At 48.0% G+C, this 15,538-nt stretch carries 20 protein-coding genes; 15 read left to right on the top strand and 5 right to left on the bottom strand.

All coding sequences use genetic code 11. The features are described from left to right. Positions 1-4: 4 nt before the first annotated feature. From IX84_RS21060 to IX84_RS21050, 3 genes are all read right to left on the bottom strand, one after another. Positions 5-3,100, bottom strand: coding sequence for a SusC/RagA family TonB-linked outer membrane protein (locus IX84_RS21060; RefSeq protein ID WP_044225349.1), 3,096 nt, complete (start codon positions 3,098-3,100; stop codon positions 5-7). 236 nt (positions 3,101-3,336) lie between these two features. Continuing rightward, on the bottom strand, positions 3,337-4,647 hold the full coding sequence (locus IX84_RS21055) for a DUF5690 family protein (RefSeq protein WP_044225347.1): 1,311 nt from the start codon (positions 4,645-4,647) through the stop codon (positions 3,337-3,339). Between the two features lie 75 nt (positions 4,648-4,722). Next, positions 4,723-5,772, bottom strand: coding sequence for a zinc-binding dehydrogenase (locus IX84_RS21050; RefSeq protein WP_044225345.1), 1,050 nt, complete (start codon positions 5,770-5,772; stop codon positions 4,723-4,725). A 240-nt stretch (positions 5,773-6,012) separates the two neighbouring features. Here IX84_RS21050 and IX84_RS21040 point away from each other — a divergent pair, with 240 nt between their 5' ends. Beyond that, the gene (locus IX84_RS21040) at positions 6,013-6,693 is read left to right on the top strand and encodes a helix-turn-helix domain-containing protein (RefSeq protein WP_081968871.1); all 681 of its coding nucleotides are present in this window, start codon (positions 6,013-6,015) and stop codon (positions 6,691-6,693) included. Between the two features lie 252 nt (positions 6,694-6,945). After that, entirely contained in the window at positions 6,946-8,286 is a 1,341-nt protein-coding gene (locus IX84_RS21035; protein WP_044225341.1) for a transposase, read from the top strand. 36 nt (positions 8,287-8,322) lie between these two features. On the opposite strand, the gene IX84_RS21030 is transcribed toward IX84_RS21035, so the two are convergent. Together IX84_RS21030 and IX84_RS21025 are read right to left on the bottom strand one after the other, a co-directional pair. Continuing rightward, positions 8,323-8,784 (bottom strand): hypothetical protein, encoded by a 462-nt coding sequence (locus IX84_RS21030; RefSeq protein ID WP_044225339.1) that lies wholly within the window; start codon positions 8,782-8,784, stop codon positions 8,323-8,325. A gap of 32 nt (positions 8,785-8,816) precedes the next feature. Next, a complete protein-coding gene (locus IX84_RS21025; RefSeq protein WP_044225337.1) occupies positions 8,817-9,290 on the bottom strand; it encodes a hypothetical protein in 474 nt (157 codons plus the stop codon). A gap of 77 nt (positions 9,291-9,367) precedes the next feature. Here IX84_RS21025 and IX84_RS21020 point away from each other — a divergent pair, with 77 nt between their 5' ends. The 13 genes from IX84_RS21020 to IX84_RS20970 all read left to right on the top strand — a co-directional run bounded on the left by IX84_RS21020 (position 9,368) and on the right by IX84_RS20970 (position 15,531). Continuing rightward, on the top strand, positions 9,368-9,964 hold the full coding sequence (locus tag IX84_RS21020) for a hypothetical protein (RefSeq protein ID WP_044225335.1): 597 nt from the start codon (positions 9,368-9,370) through the stop codon (positions 9,962-9,964). Next, positions 9,954-10,700, top strand: a complete 747-nt coding sequence (locus IX84_RS21015; protein WP_044225333.1) for a hypothetical protein — start codon at positions 9,954-9,956, stop codon at positions 10,698-10,700. The genes IX84_RS21020 and IX84_RS21015 overlap by 11 nt, the downstream gene beginning before the upstream one ends. A gap of 3 nt (positions 10,701-10,703) precedes the next feature. Further along, positions 10,704-11,411: a hypothetical protein gene (locus tag IX84_RS21010; protein ID WP_152605172.1), complete on the top strand. Its 708-nt coding sequence runs from the start codon at positions 10,704-10,706 to the stop codon at positions 11,409-11,411. Then, the gene (locus IX84_RS21005) at positions 11,411-11,722 is read left to right on the top strand and encodes a hypothetical protein (RefSeq protein WP_044225329.1); all 312 of its coding nucleotides are present in this window, start codon (positions 11,411-11,413) and stop codon (positions 11,720-11,722) included. The genes IX84_RS21010 and IX84_RS21005 overlap by 1 nt, the downstream gene beginning before the upstream one ends. Positions 11,723-11,938: 216 nt before the next feature. Beyond that, positions 11,939-12,658, top strand: a complete 720-nt coding sequence (locus tag IX84_RS21000; protein WP_044225327.1) for a hypothetical protein — start codon at positions 11,939-11,941, stop codon at positions 12,656-12,658. Positions 12,659-12,720: 62 nt separating this feature from the next. After that, complete coding sequence (locus tag IX84_RS20995) at positions 12,721-13,143, top strand: hypothetical protein (RefSeq protein ID WP_044225325.1); 423 nt, start codon at positions 12,721-12,723, stop codon at positions 13,141-13,143. Positions 13,144-13,145: 2 nt separating this feature from the next. After that, positions 13,146-13,364 carry a hypothetical protein gene (locus IX84_RS20990; protein ID WP_044225323.1) on the top strand — a complete coding sequence of 73 codons (219 nt, stop codon included), beginning with the start codon at positions 13,146-13,148 and terminating at the stop codon, positions 13,362-13,364. A 12-nt stretch (positions 13,365-13,376) separates the two neighbouring features. Then, positions 13,377-13,784, top strand: coding sequence for a hypothetical protein (locus IX84_RS20985; protein WP_044225322.1), 408 nt, complete (start codon positions 13,377-13,379; stop codon positions 13,782-13,784). Continuing rightward, positions 13,781-14,284: a hypothetical protein gene (locus IX84_RS20980; RefSeq protein ID WP_044225320.1), complete on the top strand. Its 504-nt coding sequence runs from the start codon at positions 13,781-13,783 to the stop codon at positions 14,282-14,284. Before IX84_RS20985 ends, IX84_RS20980 begins: the two co-directional genes overlap by 4 nt. Positions 14,285-14,393: 109 nt before the next feature. Further along, positions 14,394-14,540, top strand: a complete 147-nt coding sequence (locus tag IX84_RS33575; protein WP_160213863.1) for a hypothetical protein — start codon at positions 14,394-14,396, stop codon at positions 14,538-14,540. Positions 14,541-14,550: 10 nt separating this feature from the next. Next, positions 14,551-14,706 carry a cell wall metabolism sensor histidine kinase WalK gene (locus IX84_RS33570; protein WP_160213861.1) on the top strand — a complete coding sequence of 52 codons (156 nt, stop codon included), beginning with the start codon at positions 14,551-14,553 and terminating at the stop codon, positions 14,704-14,706. 76 nt (positions 14,707-14,782) lie between these two features. Further along, positions 14,783-15,121 carry a hypothetical protein gene (locus IX84_RS20975; protein ID WP_044225318.1) on the top strand — a complete coding sequence of 113 codons (339 nt, stop codon included), beginning with the start codon at positions 14,783-14,785 and terminating at the stop codon, positions 15,119-15,121. Between the two features lie 5 nt (positions 15,122-15,126). Continuing rightward, positions 15,127-15,531: a hypothetical protein gene (locus IX84_RS20970; RefSeq protein WP_152605171.1), complete on the top strand. Its 405-nt coding sequence runs from the start codon at positions 15,127-15,129 to the stop codon at positions 15,529-15,531. Positions 15,532-15,538: the final 7 nt, after the last annotated feature.

Below are 15,538 nucleotides of genomic sequence, written 5' to 3'. Positions count from 1 at the left end.
GTAATTAAAATCCAGCGGTCAGGCCAAAAACCCATGTACGGGCCTGTGGGTACTGCGCATAATCAACATTGCTCTGAAGGTTTCCATCAATTAAACCGAGCTCAGGGTCCAGACCAGAATAATCCGTGATGGTAAATACGTTTTGCCCCGTTACATAAAACCTAAGATTCGTCATGCCGATGTTGCTCGTGACGCTTCTGGGCAAAGTATAGCCAAGGGATAGGTTCTTCAACCGAAGGAAGCTTCCATCCTCGATGAATAGATCAGAAGTCCGGAAGTTAAGGTTGTCTCTATTTACGGATGCGCGAGGAATGGAATTGCTGCTACCCTCACCTGTCCAACGGTTTTCAGCTTCTGCATAAAGGTTAAACGGATAGGAGGCATCCAGCCCCTGCATACGGTCGGCATTATAAATGTCTACCCCTGCTACTCCAAGGAAGAAAATATTCAAGTCGAAACCTTTATAACCAAATCCAGCATTGAGGCCATACGTTACATCCGGAGTGGGGTCGCCAATTATCGTGCGGTCTTCATCATCAATTAAGCCGTCACCATTCAAATCAACAAACCTGACATCGCCTGGCTGAATCAGCCCTGCTTCCCGACGAGGATCATTGGCGATATTCGCATCATTCGAGATTTCACCAGCGTTTTGATACAGCCCGTCGGTTGTCCATCCAAAGAAGGTTCCGATAGGCTCACCCTCAAAAGTCCTGGCAATCTCCTGGTTAGGCCGGCCGTAAAATTGAGACGCTAAGAAGTTCCCATCAAAAAGAGTGGTAACTTCATTCCGGATGAATGCCGCATTACCACTGATATTGTAGGTAAAATCACCTTTACCGCCACGGTAGCTTAGTTCCATCTCCAAGCCTTGGTTGCGCAATTCACCAACATTCTGATCAGGCACATCTGTCCGGCCAATCGTTCCTACGGTAGGTGGTGCCAGCAACATATCCTTTGTATCCTTGATGAAGTAATTGAAAGTACCAAAGAGTCGGTTTTCAAGCAGTCCAATTTCAAGACCAAAGTTTAACATTTCTGCAGTTTCCCAGGAAATGCTTTCATTGGGAATACGGCTTAGGCTTGCTCCCACTACCTGAGTGCTGCCATCCGGGCCGAAAGCATATCGGCGCCCGGATGCCACCAATGCAAGGTATTGCAAGTTAGCGACTTCCTGATTTCCTAATTGTCCCCATCCACCGGTAAGTTTCAGGAAGCTAATTCCCTCGACATTCTCAAAGAATTTCTCACGAGAGATTCGCCATCCCGCAGAAAAGGCTGGAAAAGTACCCCAGCGGTTATCAGGTGCGAAACGAGAGGAACCATCACGACGAACCGTAGCGGTAAGCAGGTAGCGTCCATCATAAGAATAGTTCAGACGCCCAAATCCGGAAAGGAGAGAAAAGTCTTGCCGAGTCCCGCTTGCGCCGGAAATCGTGTTACCTGCATTCAGAAATCGCTGATCAAATTCCTCATTTGGAAAATCTAAGCGTTGTGCAAAGAAGTTTTCTGAAACAAACTGCTGAGCCGTATAACCGCCGACCAGGTTTACCTGATGAACACCCGCGAAGACTTTATCGTAAGTTAGAAAATACTCTCCTAACAGGGAGTATGACTCGCCGTAGGAACGTTCAAGTGCATTCCGGTCCCGGGCACGTATCTGCTGATCAATGATCGGAAAGAACTCTGTTCTGTCAAACAGTGAGGCATCTGCAGCAAAATTACCGCGCAGTTTCAATCCATCAAGAATTTGAATTTCTGCGAAGAGGTTTCCAAGAAAACGGTTATTCGTAGCGATGTCATCTTCGATATCCTGAGTAAAAATAGGGTTATTGATGTCTCCGAATTCACCACTGACCTGGGAAGAACCATACTGTCCAATCTCGTGGCCTGGAAGGGCTTCGTTTACAATAACGGGCAAGCCTGGGTGAAACCTGATAGCGCTCCAAACCAAGCCTGTTTGAGCAGAATTGGTATTCAGAAAATTACCCTCCTGACGAGTAAGCTGCATGTTTTCACCAATTGTCAGCCAATCCGTTACCTTAAATGTAGAATTAATACGTGCATAGTAACGGTCGAAGAAAGAGTTGTCTATTGTCCCTTCTTCGCTAAAATATCCACCTGTAAATGCAAAGCTGGTTCGTTCACTACCACCACTAATGGTGAAATCGTAATTCTGAGTGTAGCCAGTTTGAAAAAGTTCGTCCTGCCAGTTAGTACGTTGGCGCTGAAATGCCGGTTCGTTCCAAATATCAGGAACATCCAAACCGTCATTTTGATAAGCCTCTTTTTTAATATTCGTCAGAGATGGAGCGTCCAGTACATCAATACGGTTTGAAATATTGGAAATACCGGCGTATGTATTCAGCGTAACGGTTGTTCTTTCATTAAATCCACCCTTCTTGGTTGTGATGAGCACCACACCATTTGCAGCTCGTGTACCATAGATTGCAGAAGAGGAAGCATCCTTTAATATTTCCATGGATTCGATATCATTCGGGTTAATATCGTTAATACTGCCATAAGCCAATGGGACGCCATCTACAACGATAAGAGGATTTGCATTGTTAACGGTACCGGTTCCACGAATCCGGATGGAACCACCATCTCCGGGCGCTCCACCGTTACGAACGACCTGTACTCCAGCGGCTCTTCCTTGTAAAGCCTGAGATGCACCAATAACGGGCAGGTTTTGAAGGTCTTCTCCTTTCACAGAAGATATGGAGCCTGTTACATCCTCCTTTTCTTGAGTACCATAACCAACCACAACCACTTCGTCAAGTAACCTAGAAGAGGTATTCAGGATAATATCAATCTGAGATTGCCCATTAATAGAAACTTCACTGGGCTGATAACCTACGTAGGATATCAGGAGTATCCCATTTTTGTCATTAACAAGCAGCTCGTAGTTGCCTTCCACATCGGTTACAGTTCCGGTACTCGTTCCTTTAAGCTGAACTGATGCGCCAATGAGGGGCTCGCCTGCCGTATCAGCAACTTTACCAGAAACTTTAAAATCTTGGGCAAAGCCGCTAAGCGTAATGCCAAGAAACAAAAGCATAGTTGGCAATACACGCCAGAGTGTATAGCTTTTTTTCATGATAGATAAATTAATGTGAAAAATTAGTTTTTCGGTTGTTTTAAAAGGGTTTCGGCTCTCTGTAAAGAGCAAAGGCTCTTAAATTAACCTCGAAGAAAACACAAGTATATGAACTACATATGAACAACAAATTAATTCTGCATGAACTTTCACAAGAATTAAGCTAATCCTATATTTATTAAGCTTTTACGAAGCTCATATAATTACGGCTAACAAAATTTTCACCTAGAGAAAAACTACACTTTTCCCAACCCTTCCGGTACAATAATTTTGACACTTTGCTCTTTTTGGCGGAAATACAGGATTGATAATGCAATCAACACAATTGTCGCCCCTCCCATCCAATAACCGCATCTAATAAAGAAGGAAAGCCAGCTTAAGTTACTCCCTCCAAAATTCTTTAAAAACAGTATACCTACACTGCCCAAATACCCGAAAGCATCAGCCACATACATTAAATAGCCGATATTACTACGATACCGGAACATAGCAATCCAACGCTCAAACAGCATGGTGTGGTAAGATATATAGGCCAGGTACATACCGAAACCGCTGATAATCATCCAAACCGCCGGAGCAAGCCATCCCGTATCAAATCCCCAAGTCGTCAATAGCACTAGCAGTCCTCCGGCAAAAATAATTAGCTGATTGGCATAGAATGCCGCCCTGTTGCTCCGTATGAACATCATCGCTGCAATGATCAAAAGCACAGTCACCGCAATAGGTAATTCTGCAGTAACCAAAATAGATGGCATTTCACCATACCCCAGTGCACCCCAAAGCTCTACTGCGAAATTGTCGCGAATATCACGGAAAATAGTAAGTGCCATATAGATAGCGACCATCAGTACAATCCCGGGTGCGAAAGTGTAAAAAAATTGGCGCCGTTCCTGACGGCCCATTGGTACTCGCTCAGTCCGTTCTGCCTCATCTTCTGGTGTTGGCGGCGGAATCTTACTCAACATCCATACCCCAGCGAATAACGTTGGTACAAAAAGCGCCCCAACCAAAAAAGGCATCCAGAATTCTGAATAGCCGTAGCTATCCGTTACCGCTTTCCCTACTGCTTTCACAAAGCCAGAAGACACAATGAAGCTCGTGGCCATTCCTGCCCCTAACAATTCCGTATTTCGACGGCCTTCTAAAAAAGAGAACACAATGCCCCAGATCATGCCTAAAGGCAAACCATTAAAAAACAAAGCCATAAAATTATAGGGGTAGGGAATAAAACCAAACGCCAACAGGGCTAGCCAACTTGAACCGATTAATATCAATATGCTTTTGACCCGGGTGTTATGACCCATTTCAGAGACCACTTTAATACCAATAAATTTTGATAGCATGTATCCAATTACCTGAGTGGTAATAAGTACAATTTTGTAGTCTATTCCCAGGACAGACAGGTCATCGTAGGTCCCTGCCGAAAAAGGTTTCCGGAAAGCGTACATGCTACAGTAGGTGATGAAAGCAGCAGCAATGCAGTAAAGAGAAAAGAATAGTCCGTTGGTATTTGCAAGCCATCGGGTAATAGAGGATTGCTTTGGCATAGGAATAAGGGTTTGGACAACAGCATACTGAACTGTTGCTATGTCAAATAAATATTTATTCCTATACTGTTTCCCCTATAAAAAAATACCGACCCTCAACGGCTTTTCAATAATAGCGTATTTAAAAGCCTCCTTTGCCTCTGACAGCGGAAATTCCTTTTCCACGATAAGGTTAAATGGGAACCGGCTATGATAGTTTTCTAAAAAATCAACTGCACGTATAAAATCCAGCCTGTTGTAGTTATGCAATCCTTTAATCGTGTGCAGTCCACGGATCAATTGCTCTGCACCAATCTCAACCTTTCGCTGCGGAAATACAGCCCCAACCCATATTGCTCGACCACCTATTGAAAGCAATTCTAAAGTACGTTCCATTGATGCTGGGATGCCACTCGTTTCCAATACTATATCGAAAGAGCCCGCTACTGATTCCGTTGTATAGGTATGCGTTGCCCCAAAGGCAGAAGCTTTTGCCCGGCGATGCTCAACAGGTTCTACCACCACGATTTTAGAGGCCCCTGCAACCTTGCTCATAGCGCACCCTACGAGACCTAAGGTGCCAGCTCCAGCTATTAAAACGCTCATCCCGTTCATTGGCCCGGCAAGCCGAATAGCTCCAGCCATAGTCGCCACCGCACAATTTGCCATGGCGAGGACAGGTATAGGCATAGAATCTTTCACCTTAATTATTATACTGTTAGGTCTAAGCAAGGTGTAATCAGCCAGACCTCCATGCCAGCTGCAATCAGACGTATGCTTTTCATGCCCATACTTAAAAAGACCTTCCGCTTTCTGAGGCCGGCCAGCCTGGGATTGAGGATCTTCCTTTGGGCTGGCAAATACCGCCCACGTAAGGCGATCACCAATATGTAGCGGCTGACCCTTTTCATCAACTACTGCTGCATCTGGACCCAAAGCTTCTAAATGACCGCATGCCTCATGTCCAAGTATGGTCGGATTTGCTTCTTTCCGCTCTCCTGAATAGGTTTTCAAATCACTACTACAAAGCGTAACATAAGAGTTGCGTACTAAAAGCTCCTGCCCACGGGGCTGAGGTTTTGGAAAAGAAGAAAATTCAAATGACTGCTTATCAGCATTAAATATGGCTGCTGTTCCTTTTTTCATATCGCCAAATATATTTCATAATACGAAAAAAATGCAGTTTTAATCTTATATTTTCTGCAATAAGCAAATTGACTGAAAAGCTGACCAGAAAGTTTTTGCTCTGGCTTAGGAACGTTAAAAAAATAGATTCGACATTTTGAGTCGGTTATTTTTGTGCTGGGCAAGGCGCTAAGAAAGAAGATAGCCAAAGCTACCTGACTGATGAGCAACACAGACCAGCGCAAAAAGAAGCAGTCATAAATGGTGAAGTTATTATTTAAACGTTCCTTAACTATCTTTACCACTATGTGTTTTAGTACCTTTCTGAAAAAAGAAAAAAAAATGAAATTAGGATCTGGCTACGCAATACACCGCATTGGCCCCAAACTCCGGGCTTACCGAAAAGAAAAGGAACTCCGCCTCGTCGACTTGTCCAAAGCCGCTGGAATCAGCTCTGCAATGCTTTCTAAAATTGAAAACGGGCGCATTATTCCGACCATTCCCACACTGTTCCAGCTTATCAGTGTTCTTGGCGTGGAACCCCAGGATTTTTTTGCTGAAATCAACGAACAGGGGAAATTTAGCGGATATCTGCTTGTCCGAAAAGAAAATTATGTGCCGTACGTGAAAGAAGAAAGTGCGGAAGGGTTCCAGTATCAGTCCATTTTTGAGCACACCCTGGATAACAACGATTTTCAGATTTCTATCGTTGCATTGGAGCCAGGCAATAAACGCCCACTCGTATCTACTGCTGCCTATGAGTTTTTGTATATAATAGATGGAGAAATCAAGTTTCACCTTGAGAACACCGTGCTTGATCTCCGGAAAGGAGACTCCCTGTTCTTCGACGGCAGAATCAAACATGCTCCTTTTAACCACCAGAAAACGCAAGTGCAGTATTTGGTAATTTATTTCTTTGTCAGCGAGGAGGGGGAAGTGTAGTACATCTCAACTGCTGTTCTTCCTCCCTGATTTCATTGTCGGTTCTACTAAATATCCAGGTCCGGTACTTTAGAAAATGGAGAGAAAGCAAATACCTTTTTCTCCCGAATTCTTCGCCAAAACACATCATCCTTCTCAGTCTGTGATCAAGCTAAAACATGAGTCATCCCGAATTTTAGGATGCTCAACAAAATAGGCTCTTTTGTGTAAATTCGAGGAATAACGACAAACTTCGAAAAACACAAAGAGCCTATGTTTTTAAAGATACTACAAGAAAATCAAAAGGAGGGAGTAAACACTGCAAATGCTTTACAGCTGTTAGAAAAGCTAAACGATTACAGCCAGGACATACGCCAACAACTAAATATCTTGCTAGACGTCCGTTTGGTACGTACCTTTTTTAATTTACTCGCTATCATTTTATTGTTCCGCGAACGCCGCATGGGGTTACTGCTCAGCGAGTTGGGGGGTTACCTGTGTGGCCATGCCCATGCCCCGGCGGGGACCAAGCGGATCAGCAATTTGTTACGTTCCGACAAATGGGGTTCATCTTTTATTGACGATTATCTTTTCAACCGGTCTTGCCAACGTATCAGCGGGTTGCTGGCCAAAGGTAGACGCCCATTGCTGTTATGGGGCGATAGCCAGGTGGAGAGGCACGAGAGCTGGATGTCAGAGGGCTTATGCAGTGTGTGGAGTAGCAAGGCCAAGCGCTTAACCCAGATGCAGCCTGGCTATTACCGGCCTCCCAAAGAACGCATTTGTGTGCCGGGCTTTAACTGGACGGGGGTGTTTTTGTCCTGTTTGGGGTCTAGCCCGAGTGTTTGCCAAATGAGCTGGTGGACGAGCCGGGGTAAATACAAAGAAGCCCCAGACAACATCACCTGGCGGCTATTAGACAAAGTCCATAAGAGCAAGCTCAAAGGGGTCTTACACGTGTTTGACCGGGGGTATGCCAATGAAAAAATGCTCCGTTACTTGCTGCATTTCGAGCAAGAGTTTCTTATCCGATGGAAAAAGAATGTCTATCTCAACTACCAGGGGGAGCCACTCAAAATTGATAAGATATCCAGGAAGGCTAAACCCAAAGCCAGCCGGGTAGTACGGGATAAACAGCGCAAAAAGACGAAGCGGATAAATATTGCGTGGGCTGGAGTAAGCCACCCGGAACATCCAGACAAAGCACTGACACTCATCATTGTACGTGATTCCAAGTACAAGGGTAAGGGGCCCATGTACCTGCTCACTTCACTGTCAATCAATACTGTCCCGGAAGCTTTTGAGATGCTCTTTACCTACATGCACCGGTGGGAATCAGAACAAGGGTTCCGTTTTTTTAAAACAGAGCTGGCTATCGAGTCCCCTAGACTTTGGTTCTGGGAAAACCGGCTTAAACTTATGGCTATCGTAAGCTTAGTATATGACTTCTTGCTCCAAACTTTAAGGCGTAATAAAGAATGGGTCCAGCTTCTCTTGAAAACCTACTGCCACAGAACAGGAGAGCGGTACCGATCTGCATCGATACCGCTCTATAGGCTTAGAATGGCCATCTCTATTTGCCTCACTTTTTTATTGGCTCAAAGTTCGGGATAACTCATGTTTCTCATTTTATCAATAAGCGCTACTCCCCTACCCCTCAGCCATCTGTTTAGCCCGAGCACGGACACGGGCCTTCTCAGCCTTCCGCTTTTCCTCATTGTACTGCGCTTGCAGGACCTCGTTGCCGCTGGTATGGAGCATGCGGAAGCCGTTGCCCAGTTGGCGCTGGTACATAGCCAGATCACGGACCACCTTCTCAGCGATGTTGCTCAGGTCGGCTACCTTTTGGGTGGTGGCTCTGCTCATGTCGATCTCGACTTTCTTTTTGCCAAACTCGACAGTCAGCTTCAAGGTGTTGTTACCGACCGCTTCGTTTTCCAGCGTCTTGGCTTCTTCTGCCAGCGTCTCGGTGTAGCCCATCTTGATCTTAAATTCCTCATAGGCCAGGTCTCGCTCTTCCTGGGTGATTTTGGTCAGCTGCTCGCGCTCGCTTGCAAGTTCGTTGCGGCGGGCGGCGATTTTGGCCAGCTTGTCCTTAGATTGCTTGTCCATTACAAATACGTATTTGGTGAAAAAATGAATGCCTAAACGGATCGTTGGAGGTTCAGCCAGAACCGACCGAAGCCTTTGAGCTTTTTGAAGGGGTAGCCGTTCCGATTCTCTACCCACAACTCAATGTCGTTGAGGGCCTGCACAAAGGTGCCTTTGATTTCGTCCATCAGGTCTGGATCAAATAGGCTTTCATCGGTGAGCTTATTGTAGCTCTGTGATGCCTTGGCAGCTTTCAGCGCGTCCTTAATAGCCTGGGCGCGGTCGCCTTCTTCGGTCTGAAAAAGGTTGTGCAGATAGTACCGGCTGTCGTCTGGCTGAAAATTGATGATGGCTTCATAACCTCGTATCTCCCCTTCTTCATCGGAGTATTTGAGCACGGTTTCAAAAACAAAAGTCCCCCGGCGGTGGCGCTGGGCGTGATACTTAGTCGTGACTTCCTTGAAGTTGATATCGCGGACTCTTTTCCGGATAATGCCGCGATTTTGCAGCGTTTTCAGTACCCCCATAAATTTTTTGTCCTTAGTAAGGAAGTTGTGACTTGTTGCGAAAATAGCAATTTTTACACTTAGTAACAACAAAAGGCATGGCAACAACCAAACAAACAGGAAAAACTGATAAGACCTTTCACCAGCACAACCCTACAAAATCGGAACACGTAGAGGCATTTTTGCGGGATTTCGATACAGGCAAACGGGGCTCTGCGCTCAAACTCCTGAATGAAGATAAGGTCTACATCGTTGATGCTGATTTTTTGGAAAGGCAGGCAGAACACATCAAGCAGCTGGAATCGAACTATGAAACGCTGGAAAAAGCCCTGACCGAAGTCCGGGAAGAGCGCGACATCCTCCTCAATGGCTTGTACGGCATCTACAGCCGCTTTGGCTTTGTGGTGGATGCAGTGAAGAAGGGCATGGCTCAGAAATCCCCAATAAAAGGCTCCCGTCTTATTTCAGGCGTGATGAAAGCTTTCAATTTCAAACAATCGGAATCGATAGAGGAAGATATAGCCACCGGCAATATTATCGTGAGCGTGATTGCCTCCATCCGGAAGAACCTCCACAAAATCACCGACAACTTCGGCGAACTCGGCGAACAGCTTACCCCTGGCCTGAAGGTGCTCGAAAAGCACGAGATCGTACCGCCACTCAATAGCATGGAAATCCAGGAAGATGAAAAATAACTTTTTCGGCACACCTAAAGAGTTGCCCAAACCTGTAAGCGAGGACGAAATCACTAAGCCTTCTTTTGAGCGCCCGCCAATTGGTGAGGCGACCGACTACGAAGAGGTGACGGATGAGGCGGATGTGAATGAAAACATCATTGACGATATGTTCGGTGATGTTAAGGACATTCTCAATGATGCGGAAGAGAAAATAGAAGAGCAGGAAAAGGAAGCAGCCGAAGCAAAGGGAGATACCGCTCCCGGCACAGTCCCCGCAGCAGACATGCTGGAGGAGGACGAACTCAACGCCGAACTGGTTATCGTTGCTTTTGAGGGGGCCCGCCACCTGATCTACTCTTTCGTCTATAACCGCACGGTGAGCCGCAGCGATTTAAAGGTCATCAAGCGGATCACCCGTCAGCTTTCCATGAAAAACAGCCGGAGCACGGAAGAGCAGGCACTGCTGGAACAGCTTTGGGGCTACATCGAAAAGCATGAACAAATGCGCGATGACTTCCTGGACCGGCTGGCCTGGAAGGACAAGCAGCGGGAAACTCTGGCAAAGCTGATCGAGCTGGAAATCCGGAAACGCCGTCTGCGTGGGCAGTCCAATATCACCAAGTGGGCGGTCATTGGCTCACTGGTCATGAATGAGGCAAACGCTGTGGGCAGCTTGGTGGAAGCCCGGATGAATAAGCCCGACCTTGATACAATCGACTGGTCAGTGGTGCGTAAGGCAGGAATCGAAGTGTAACAGATGGGGAAAAGAGCGACACGCAAAAAGACAGGTGCGAGAGATTACCAATCCTATTTGCTGATCGGGGGCAAAGGGCAGGGCAAGTCGACCCTGCTGATTGACCTCGTAGAAGAATACCTGAAGTCCTTCCAGAATACCTACTGCAAAGGCATCTACCCCAGGGCATTCATCCATGATATGAGCTCTAGCCGGGCGTTCCGCCACCTGCCTACCGTGGAGCAAGCCTGTCAGCAACTTGGGCTTGACCTGGAAGACCCGCTTGAACTGCTTACCCTCAAAGACTCGTCAGGCAACCCGGTATGGAAAAAAGGCGCACTACGATACGTATGCCGAAAAAGCCGCGAGATCCAGCACATGCACGAAATGCTGGCGGCACACTTCCGGAACGGCATGGTAGTCTTTGACGAATGGACGACCTATGTGCGGGCCAACCCGCCGGACTGGCAGATCGACATCGTAAACAACCACCGGAACTACGGGCTGGAAGTCTTCTACGTATGCCACCAGATCATGCGGGTGCCGCTCTTTTTCATCCGGGGAGATATGATTGCCAAGATCATCCTGTTCAAAACCGGAGAGCGTGAGCTGGAATACCGGCAGTTCCGCCGCTACAGCTGCGCCGAGCAGCTTTGGGAAGCCTACCAGCGTGTCCTGAAGGCCCCTGCAACGGACAACTGGGTTCAATATCATGAAATAATCGACGTGTGATGGAACCGCAAAATCCAATACAAGCACCTTCGGGAGCACACGACAAACCGCGCATCATCAAAGTGCGCTGCAATGGCAGTTTTGTCTACAAAGAAGAAATACGGGATGTCCTTAATCTGGGCAGGCGCAGTCATTGGATGAGCGAAATCCGATTGCTCAAAGAAAGTGTGGAAGGTTTTTGGGACGACTATGAGCCCTACCTGCATCGCACACAGGTCACTACTGAGATAGCCCGAATCATCATAGAAACGGTATTGGAGAGAGCCGGTGAAAACGTCCGACTGGTCTTTTGCTGGCAGGACTCTAAGTAAGATGTAATTTTCGTACTCGTAACATCCCCAGCCGGTAAAGCGTCTGCTTTGCCGGTTTTTTTATGCCCGCTGTGTAACGAAAACGGCACAACACGTTGCGAATCGTGCGCTTACGTACCAACACCGCTCAACATGATTTTGCCCACTTCCTCTTCCGATAGATTTGAGACTCATTCACGCTATCAAAAGCTATCGAAAACTAAAACTTCATCCAAGATGAATAACATGCTGAAGCGGGCACTGGAGCAGGATATGCGCAAAAAGCAAGCCTCTGGCTATGTTGCGCGTAGCGTTGCGCCAGGTGTCGCATCTCGTCTCGGTGCGCAGGGCGCATCCCAATCCAAGGTGGTCACTCCTGAACGTGGCGCAAACGTAAACATGCAGGTGCCTACCGGACAGCCTGTTGTTCCGACTTCCATTCCTAACGGTCTGGCAGTTGAAGAATCCGTAACGGTCCATATCGACCTCACTGGCCAGGGCCTGACGCCGGCAAAGGAGCGCATCGTTCTTTTTGACGAAGGCAACTTCTTCTCTGCTGCGAATGGCATTGCTTCCAAGTACCCGGCTGGTTCGGTGTACATTGGCTCTTCTGCTAACAACCTCTACCCTTCCTGGGTGGGCGGCCTGTGTGGCTGGACTTACCTCTTCGCAGGTATCAAGATGGACGTAGCTGCTGCCGCTGGCGCTGCTGCTTCTGCACAGCTCCAGTTTCAGGAGAAGATGACCTACCACAGCCTCAACACCCGTGACCGCATCACGAGCGAACTGGAGGTGTCCAACTTCAACGATCCAGGCAACTATGACCGGGACGTGCGTGTGATCCCCCTGACCGACCGCAAGGCGCGTTTCGACCGGGAGACGGCGCTGGAGTTCTATGCCTACCACGGGCTGCACATCATCCTGACCTTCTGGATGATCGGCCGGGCGCGTGACTAAGGGTTTGGGCTCTTGCCCAACCCTTCAACAAGACACTCTATTTTTTCAACCGAGCGAGAATAATGGACGCAGGAATCATTGATGCTATCCTTTTGAATAATCCCTTAGCTGGCAGCGAAAAGCTGGCAGCATTGGGGCTTATTCGTGAGGATGGGGAGTATTCGCCCGAAGACCTAAAAATGGTCATCCACCAAAGGGTGGCAGAACTGCCGGAACAGGATGGTACAGACTTCGCGTTGCAAACGCTGGATGTACCTATCGACCTGGCAGGAGATCAGGCAGACTACCTCCTGGAGTATCATGTTCAGAATGGCAACCGCATGGCGCTGGAAAATGAGCTACAACTGGCTTGTTCTACTGCCAATGCCCCAGCTGGTTCACTTGCGAAAATGACCATCCTGGGCTGGCCGCTGCCTAATGTCGCGGTGGCTGTAGCCTTTGTCTTCATGCTCGTTCTCATTATCGCTCTGATCAAAAAAATCTGATCATGCTGAAGAAGTATAAAACGCACATCATCGTAGGCGCGGTCATCATTGCCGGTATCGCGGCTTACTACTTCTACAAGAAGGAGAAAGTAAACGGAAGCAAGAATGGCACTGGCAGCATCCCCGCAGCGACAGAGGATGATCCTACCAGCAAGCTGACGGACGTGAAGACAGAAACCGATAAGGTGAACGTCGAACGTGCGATGTCCTACTTGAACTAACCCCACTACACCATGAGCAAGACTGCAAAAGCAATCATCCTGATCGTAGCTATTTTGGTGCTCCTGGGCGTGACGGGCTACGTAATGCAAAACCAGCAACCCAAAGTAGAACCGGACCAACCGGGCGCAATGGGCAATATGCCGTGCGTTCGTGTTAACCGCGACCGCTTTGGGCCCTGGAATCCGGATGCTATTCCAAGCGGCGACCTTAACCGCATGGCAAAACAATACCTGAGGGGAGACAGCCAGACTAATGGCAGTATTGTCGGGGGCTTTTTCAAAGCGATCGACGTCTACCCTAACGAGAGCCGGGCTAAGTTTTACGAGCAGGAGATCAAAGCCTATGCAACATCGGTAGGGCTTCCTCACTGGGATGTGCTGATAGGAGAACTTGCTTGCGACAATAACGCGATTGCATGACACAGCTAATGCCATATGATTACAACCAGCTATTCCGGGGCCGCCCCGTGTGGGTAAAGCCTGTCGTGATTGGCGTTGTGGTCATCCTGGTATTGCTCGTCATTTACTTCCTGGTGAAGGCAATCAGCAAATCACTCGGGTTTAGCTCCAAAAAGGAGCCGCCGATCCGGTTTGATGTGGAAGATATCAACTTCAATCCGGGCGATGGCCCGGTAACGAACTTCGATTTAGAGCCCTGGGTGTCTGAGCTGCACGATGTGCTGACTTCCACCTACCTGTTGGGCTTTGGCATCAGCAAGCGGTGTGATACCTACCGGCGGGTGAGCGCACTGAACCTGAACCAGCTTCGGGCGCTCAATTTCGCTTATGAAGCGGCATACGGACTGACGATACGCGAAGCCATGCGTAAAACCTGGGACTCCGGGTGCATGGTATTCGGAAGCGTAGGAACGGACTACGGCGACCTGCTGGAAACTCAATTGGAACGAATCGAATCCTGATGCTGCTACTGACCGAACAAGAGAAGAATTTTTTGGTGATAAGCCTGGTTGCCTCATTGGTTGCCGCACTCATCAAGCATTATATCATCGTAATATTTGACCCACGATCATGAACAACTGGAAACATTACGCTGCGCTGGCAACCGTCACCGTTATCGCTACGGTGATAGCAGGCCTTATCGTAGACCACTATCAGGAATTGAAGCTAAAGAAGCTCATTGCTGATGGCGTGCTGCCAGCCAACACAGAAGTATAAACGCAACGCTATGAACGATCTCATTCCAACTCAATACGACGTTGAAATCAGCCTGGACAAGCAATCCGCGAATTATTTCGGGCTTGCGGTGGGCACACTGATTGCCGCTGGCATTATCCTGGGCATTGTCTCAGGCGTATTGATCAGCCGAACGATCAGTAGCTAGTCACGCCACATTATAGAAATTCTCGAAGCCTTGTCCGCCAAAGATGCAGGGTAGGGCTTTGATTAATTAAGCCTATATGTCATCTCTATCATGCAGTCATTTCAGCCGAATCTGGCCTCCCGGAAACAAGGATCCGCTCGATGCGGTAATTGCCGGGCTGGATAACGATGCCGGTACTGTCGATGCAACAGGCAGCGTGGGCGATGAGGTCCGGGTGGTCATCAAGCGCAATGGCGTGGTCATAGAAACTACACCGGCGGAAAGCAACAACGGCAACAACCAAATTTCAATCACTGGCCCGCTCGAAAATGGCGATACGGTTTGTGTGCAGACATCCAATGACGGCTTCATTCTTCTCGATGAGGACTCCCACACCATCCCTACACCGCTCTTTGGGTTCGTGCCTGTATCCTGATAGCTATGATCTTGATCAGCTTACAAGACTGCAAGCCTGTATTCCCGCACTGCTCTGGCATGGATAATGCCCAGGCAGTCTTCACATTTACAGACGTGGAAGGGAATACCGGAACCGTCACCGTATCGGGCAAGATCGCAGCTTTCAATGCTATCTCCCACTTCGACTACCTCGCGGTGGATGGCAGCAACGGCACCACCAGCGAAGTGAATGTTGGCGGCACCCTGACCGTCGTTTCTGCCTTTGACCCCGCCTTCAATATCGACAACAACAAGACGGTGAGCATGAAAGTCACCGATTGTGCCGGGTACGAAAGCGTGGAAGAAGTGGTGGGCTATACCGATGCCGTAATGACCCACAACAACGAGTTCATCAAAGTCGACGACGACCATTATCTGATCTACATATAACGAATGC

It is taken from the genome of Phaeodactylibacter xiamenensis (assembly GCF_000759025.1).
Taxonomy (GTDB): Bacteria; Bacteroidota; Bacteroidia; order Chitinophagales; family Saprospiraceae; genus Phaeodactylibacter; species Phaeodactylibacter xiamenensis.
The sequence above is the reverse complement of the archived record's forward strand: the minus strand, read 5'-3'. Positions and strand labels throughout refer to the sequence as shown.

Coding starts and splice junctions, on each gene's coding strand:
- IX84_RS20990 (WP_044225323.1), top strand. CDS start 13,146: ATGCTGAAGAAGTATAAAACGCACATCATCGTAGGCGCGGTCATCATT.
- IX84_RS33575 (WP_160213863.1), top strand. CDS start 14,394: ATGAACAACTGGAAACATTACGCTGCGCTGGCAACCGTCACCGTTATC.
- IX84_RS21055 (WP_044225347.1), bottom strand. CDS start 4,647: ATGCCAAAGCAATCCTCTATTACCCGATGGCTTGCAAATACCAACGGA.
- IX84_RS21025 (WP_044225337.1), bottom strand. CDS start 9,290: ATGGGGGTACTGAAAACGCTGCAAAATCGCGGCATTATCCGGAAAAGA.
- IX84_RS20980 (WP_044225320.1), top strand. CDS start 13,781: ATGACACAGCTAATGCCATATGATTACAACCAGCTATTCCGGGGCCGC.
- IX84_RS21005 (WP_044225329.1), top strand. CDS start 11,411: ATGGAACCGCAAAATCCAATACAAGCACCTTCGGGAGCACACGACAAA.
- IX84_RS21050 (WP_044225345.1), bottom strand. CDS start 5,772: ATGAAAAAAGGAACAGCAGCCATATTTAATGCTGATAAGCAGTCATTT.
- IX84_RS21060 (WP_044225349.1), bottom strand. CDS start 3,100: ATGAAAAAAAGCTATACACTCTGGCGTGTATTGCCAACTATGCTTTTG.
- IX84_RS21015 (WP_044225333.1), top strand. CDS start 9,954: ATGAAAAATAACTTTTTCGGCACACCTAAAGAGTTGCCCAAACCTGTA.
- IX84_RS21030 (WP_044225339.1), bottom strand. CDS start 8,784: ATGGACAAGCAATCTAAGGACAAGCTGGCCAAAATCGCCGCCCGCCGC.
- IX84_RS20975 (WP_044225318.1), top strand. CDS start 14,783: ATGTCATCTCTATCATGCAGTCATTTCAGCCGAATCTGGCCTCCCGGA.
- IX84_RS20995 (WP_044225325.1), top strand. CDS start 12,721: ATGGACGCAGGAATCATTGATGCTATCCTTTTGAATAATCCCTTAGCT.
- IX84_RS21000 (WP_044225327.1), top strand. CDS start 11,939: ATGAATAACATGCTGAAGCGGGCACTGGAGCAGGATATGCGCAAAAAG.
- IX84_RS20970 (WP_152605171.1), top strand. CDS start 15,127: ATGATCTTGATCAGCTTACAAGACTGCAAGCCTGTATTCCCGCACTGC.
- IX84_RS21040 (WP_081968871.1), top strand. CDS start 6,013: ATGGTGAAGTTATTATTTAAACGTTCCTTAACTATCTTTACCACTATG.
- IX84_RS21010 (WP_152605172.1), top strand. CDS start 10,704: ATGGGGAAAAGAGCGACACGCAAAAAGACAGGTGCGAGAGATTACCAA.
- IX84_RS21020 (WP_044225335.1), top strand. CDS start 9,368: ATGGCAACAACCAAACAAACAGGAAAAACTGATAAGACCTTTCACCAG.
- IX84_RS21035 (WP_044225341.1), top strand. CDS start 6,946: ATGTTTTTAAAGATACTACAAGAAAATCAAAAGGAGGGAGTAAACACT.
- IX84_RS33570 (WP_160213861.1), top strand. CDS start 14,551: ATGAACGATCTCATTCCAACTCAATACGACGTTGAAATCAGCCTGGAC.
- IX84_RS20985 (WP_044225322.1), top strand. CDS start 13,377: ATGAGCAAGACTGCAAAAGCAATCATCCTGATCGTAGCTATTTTGGTG.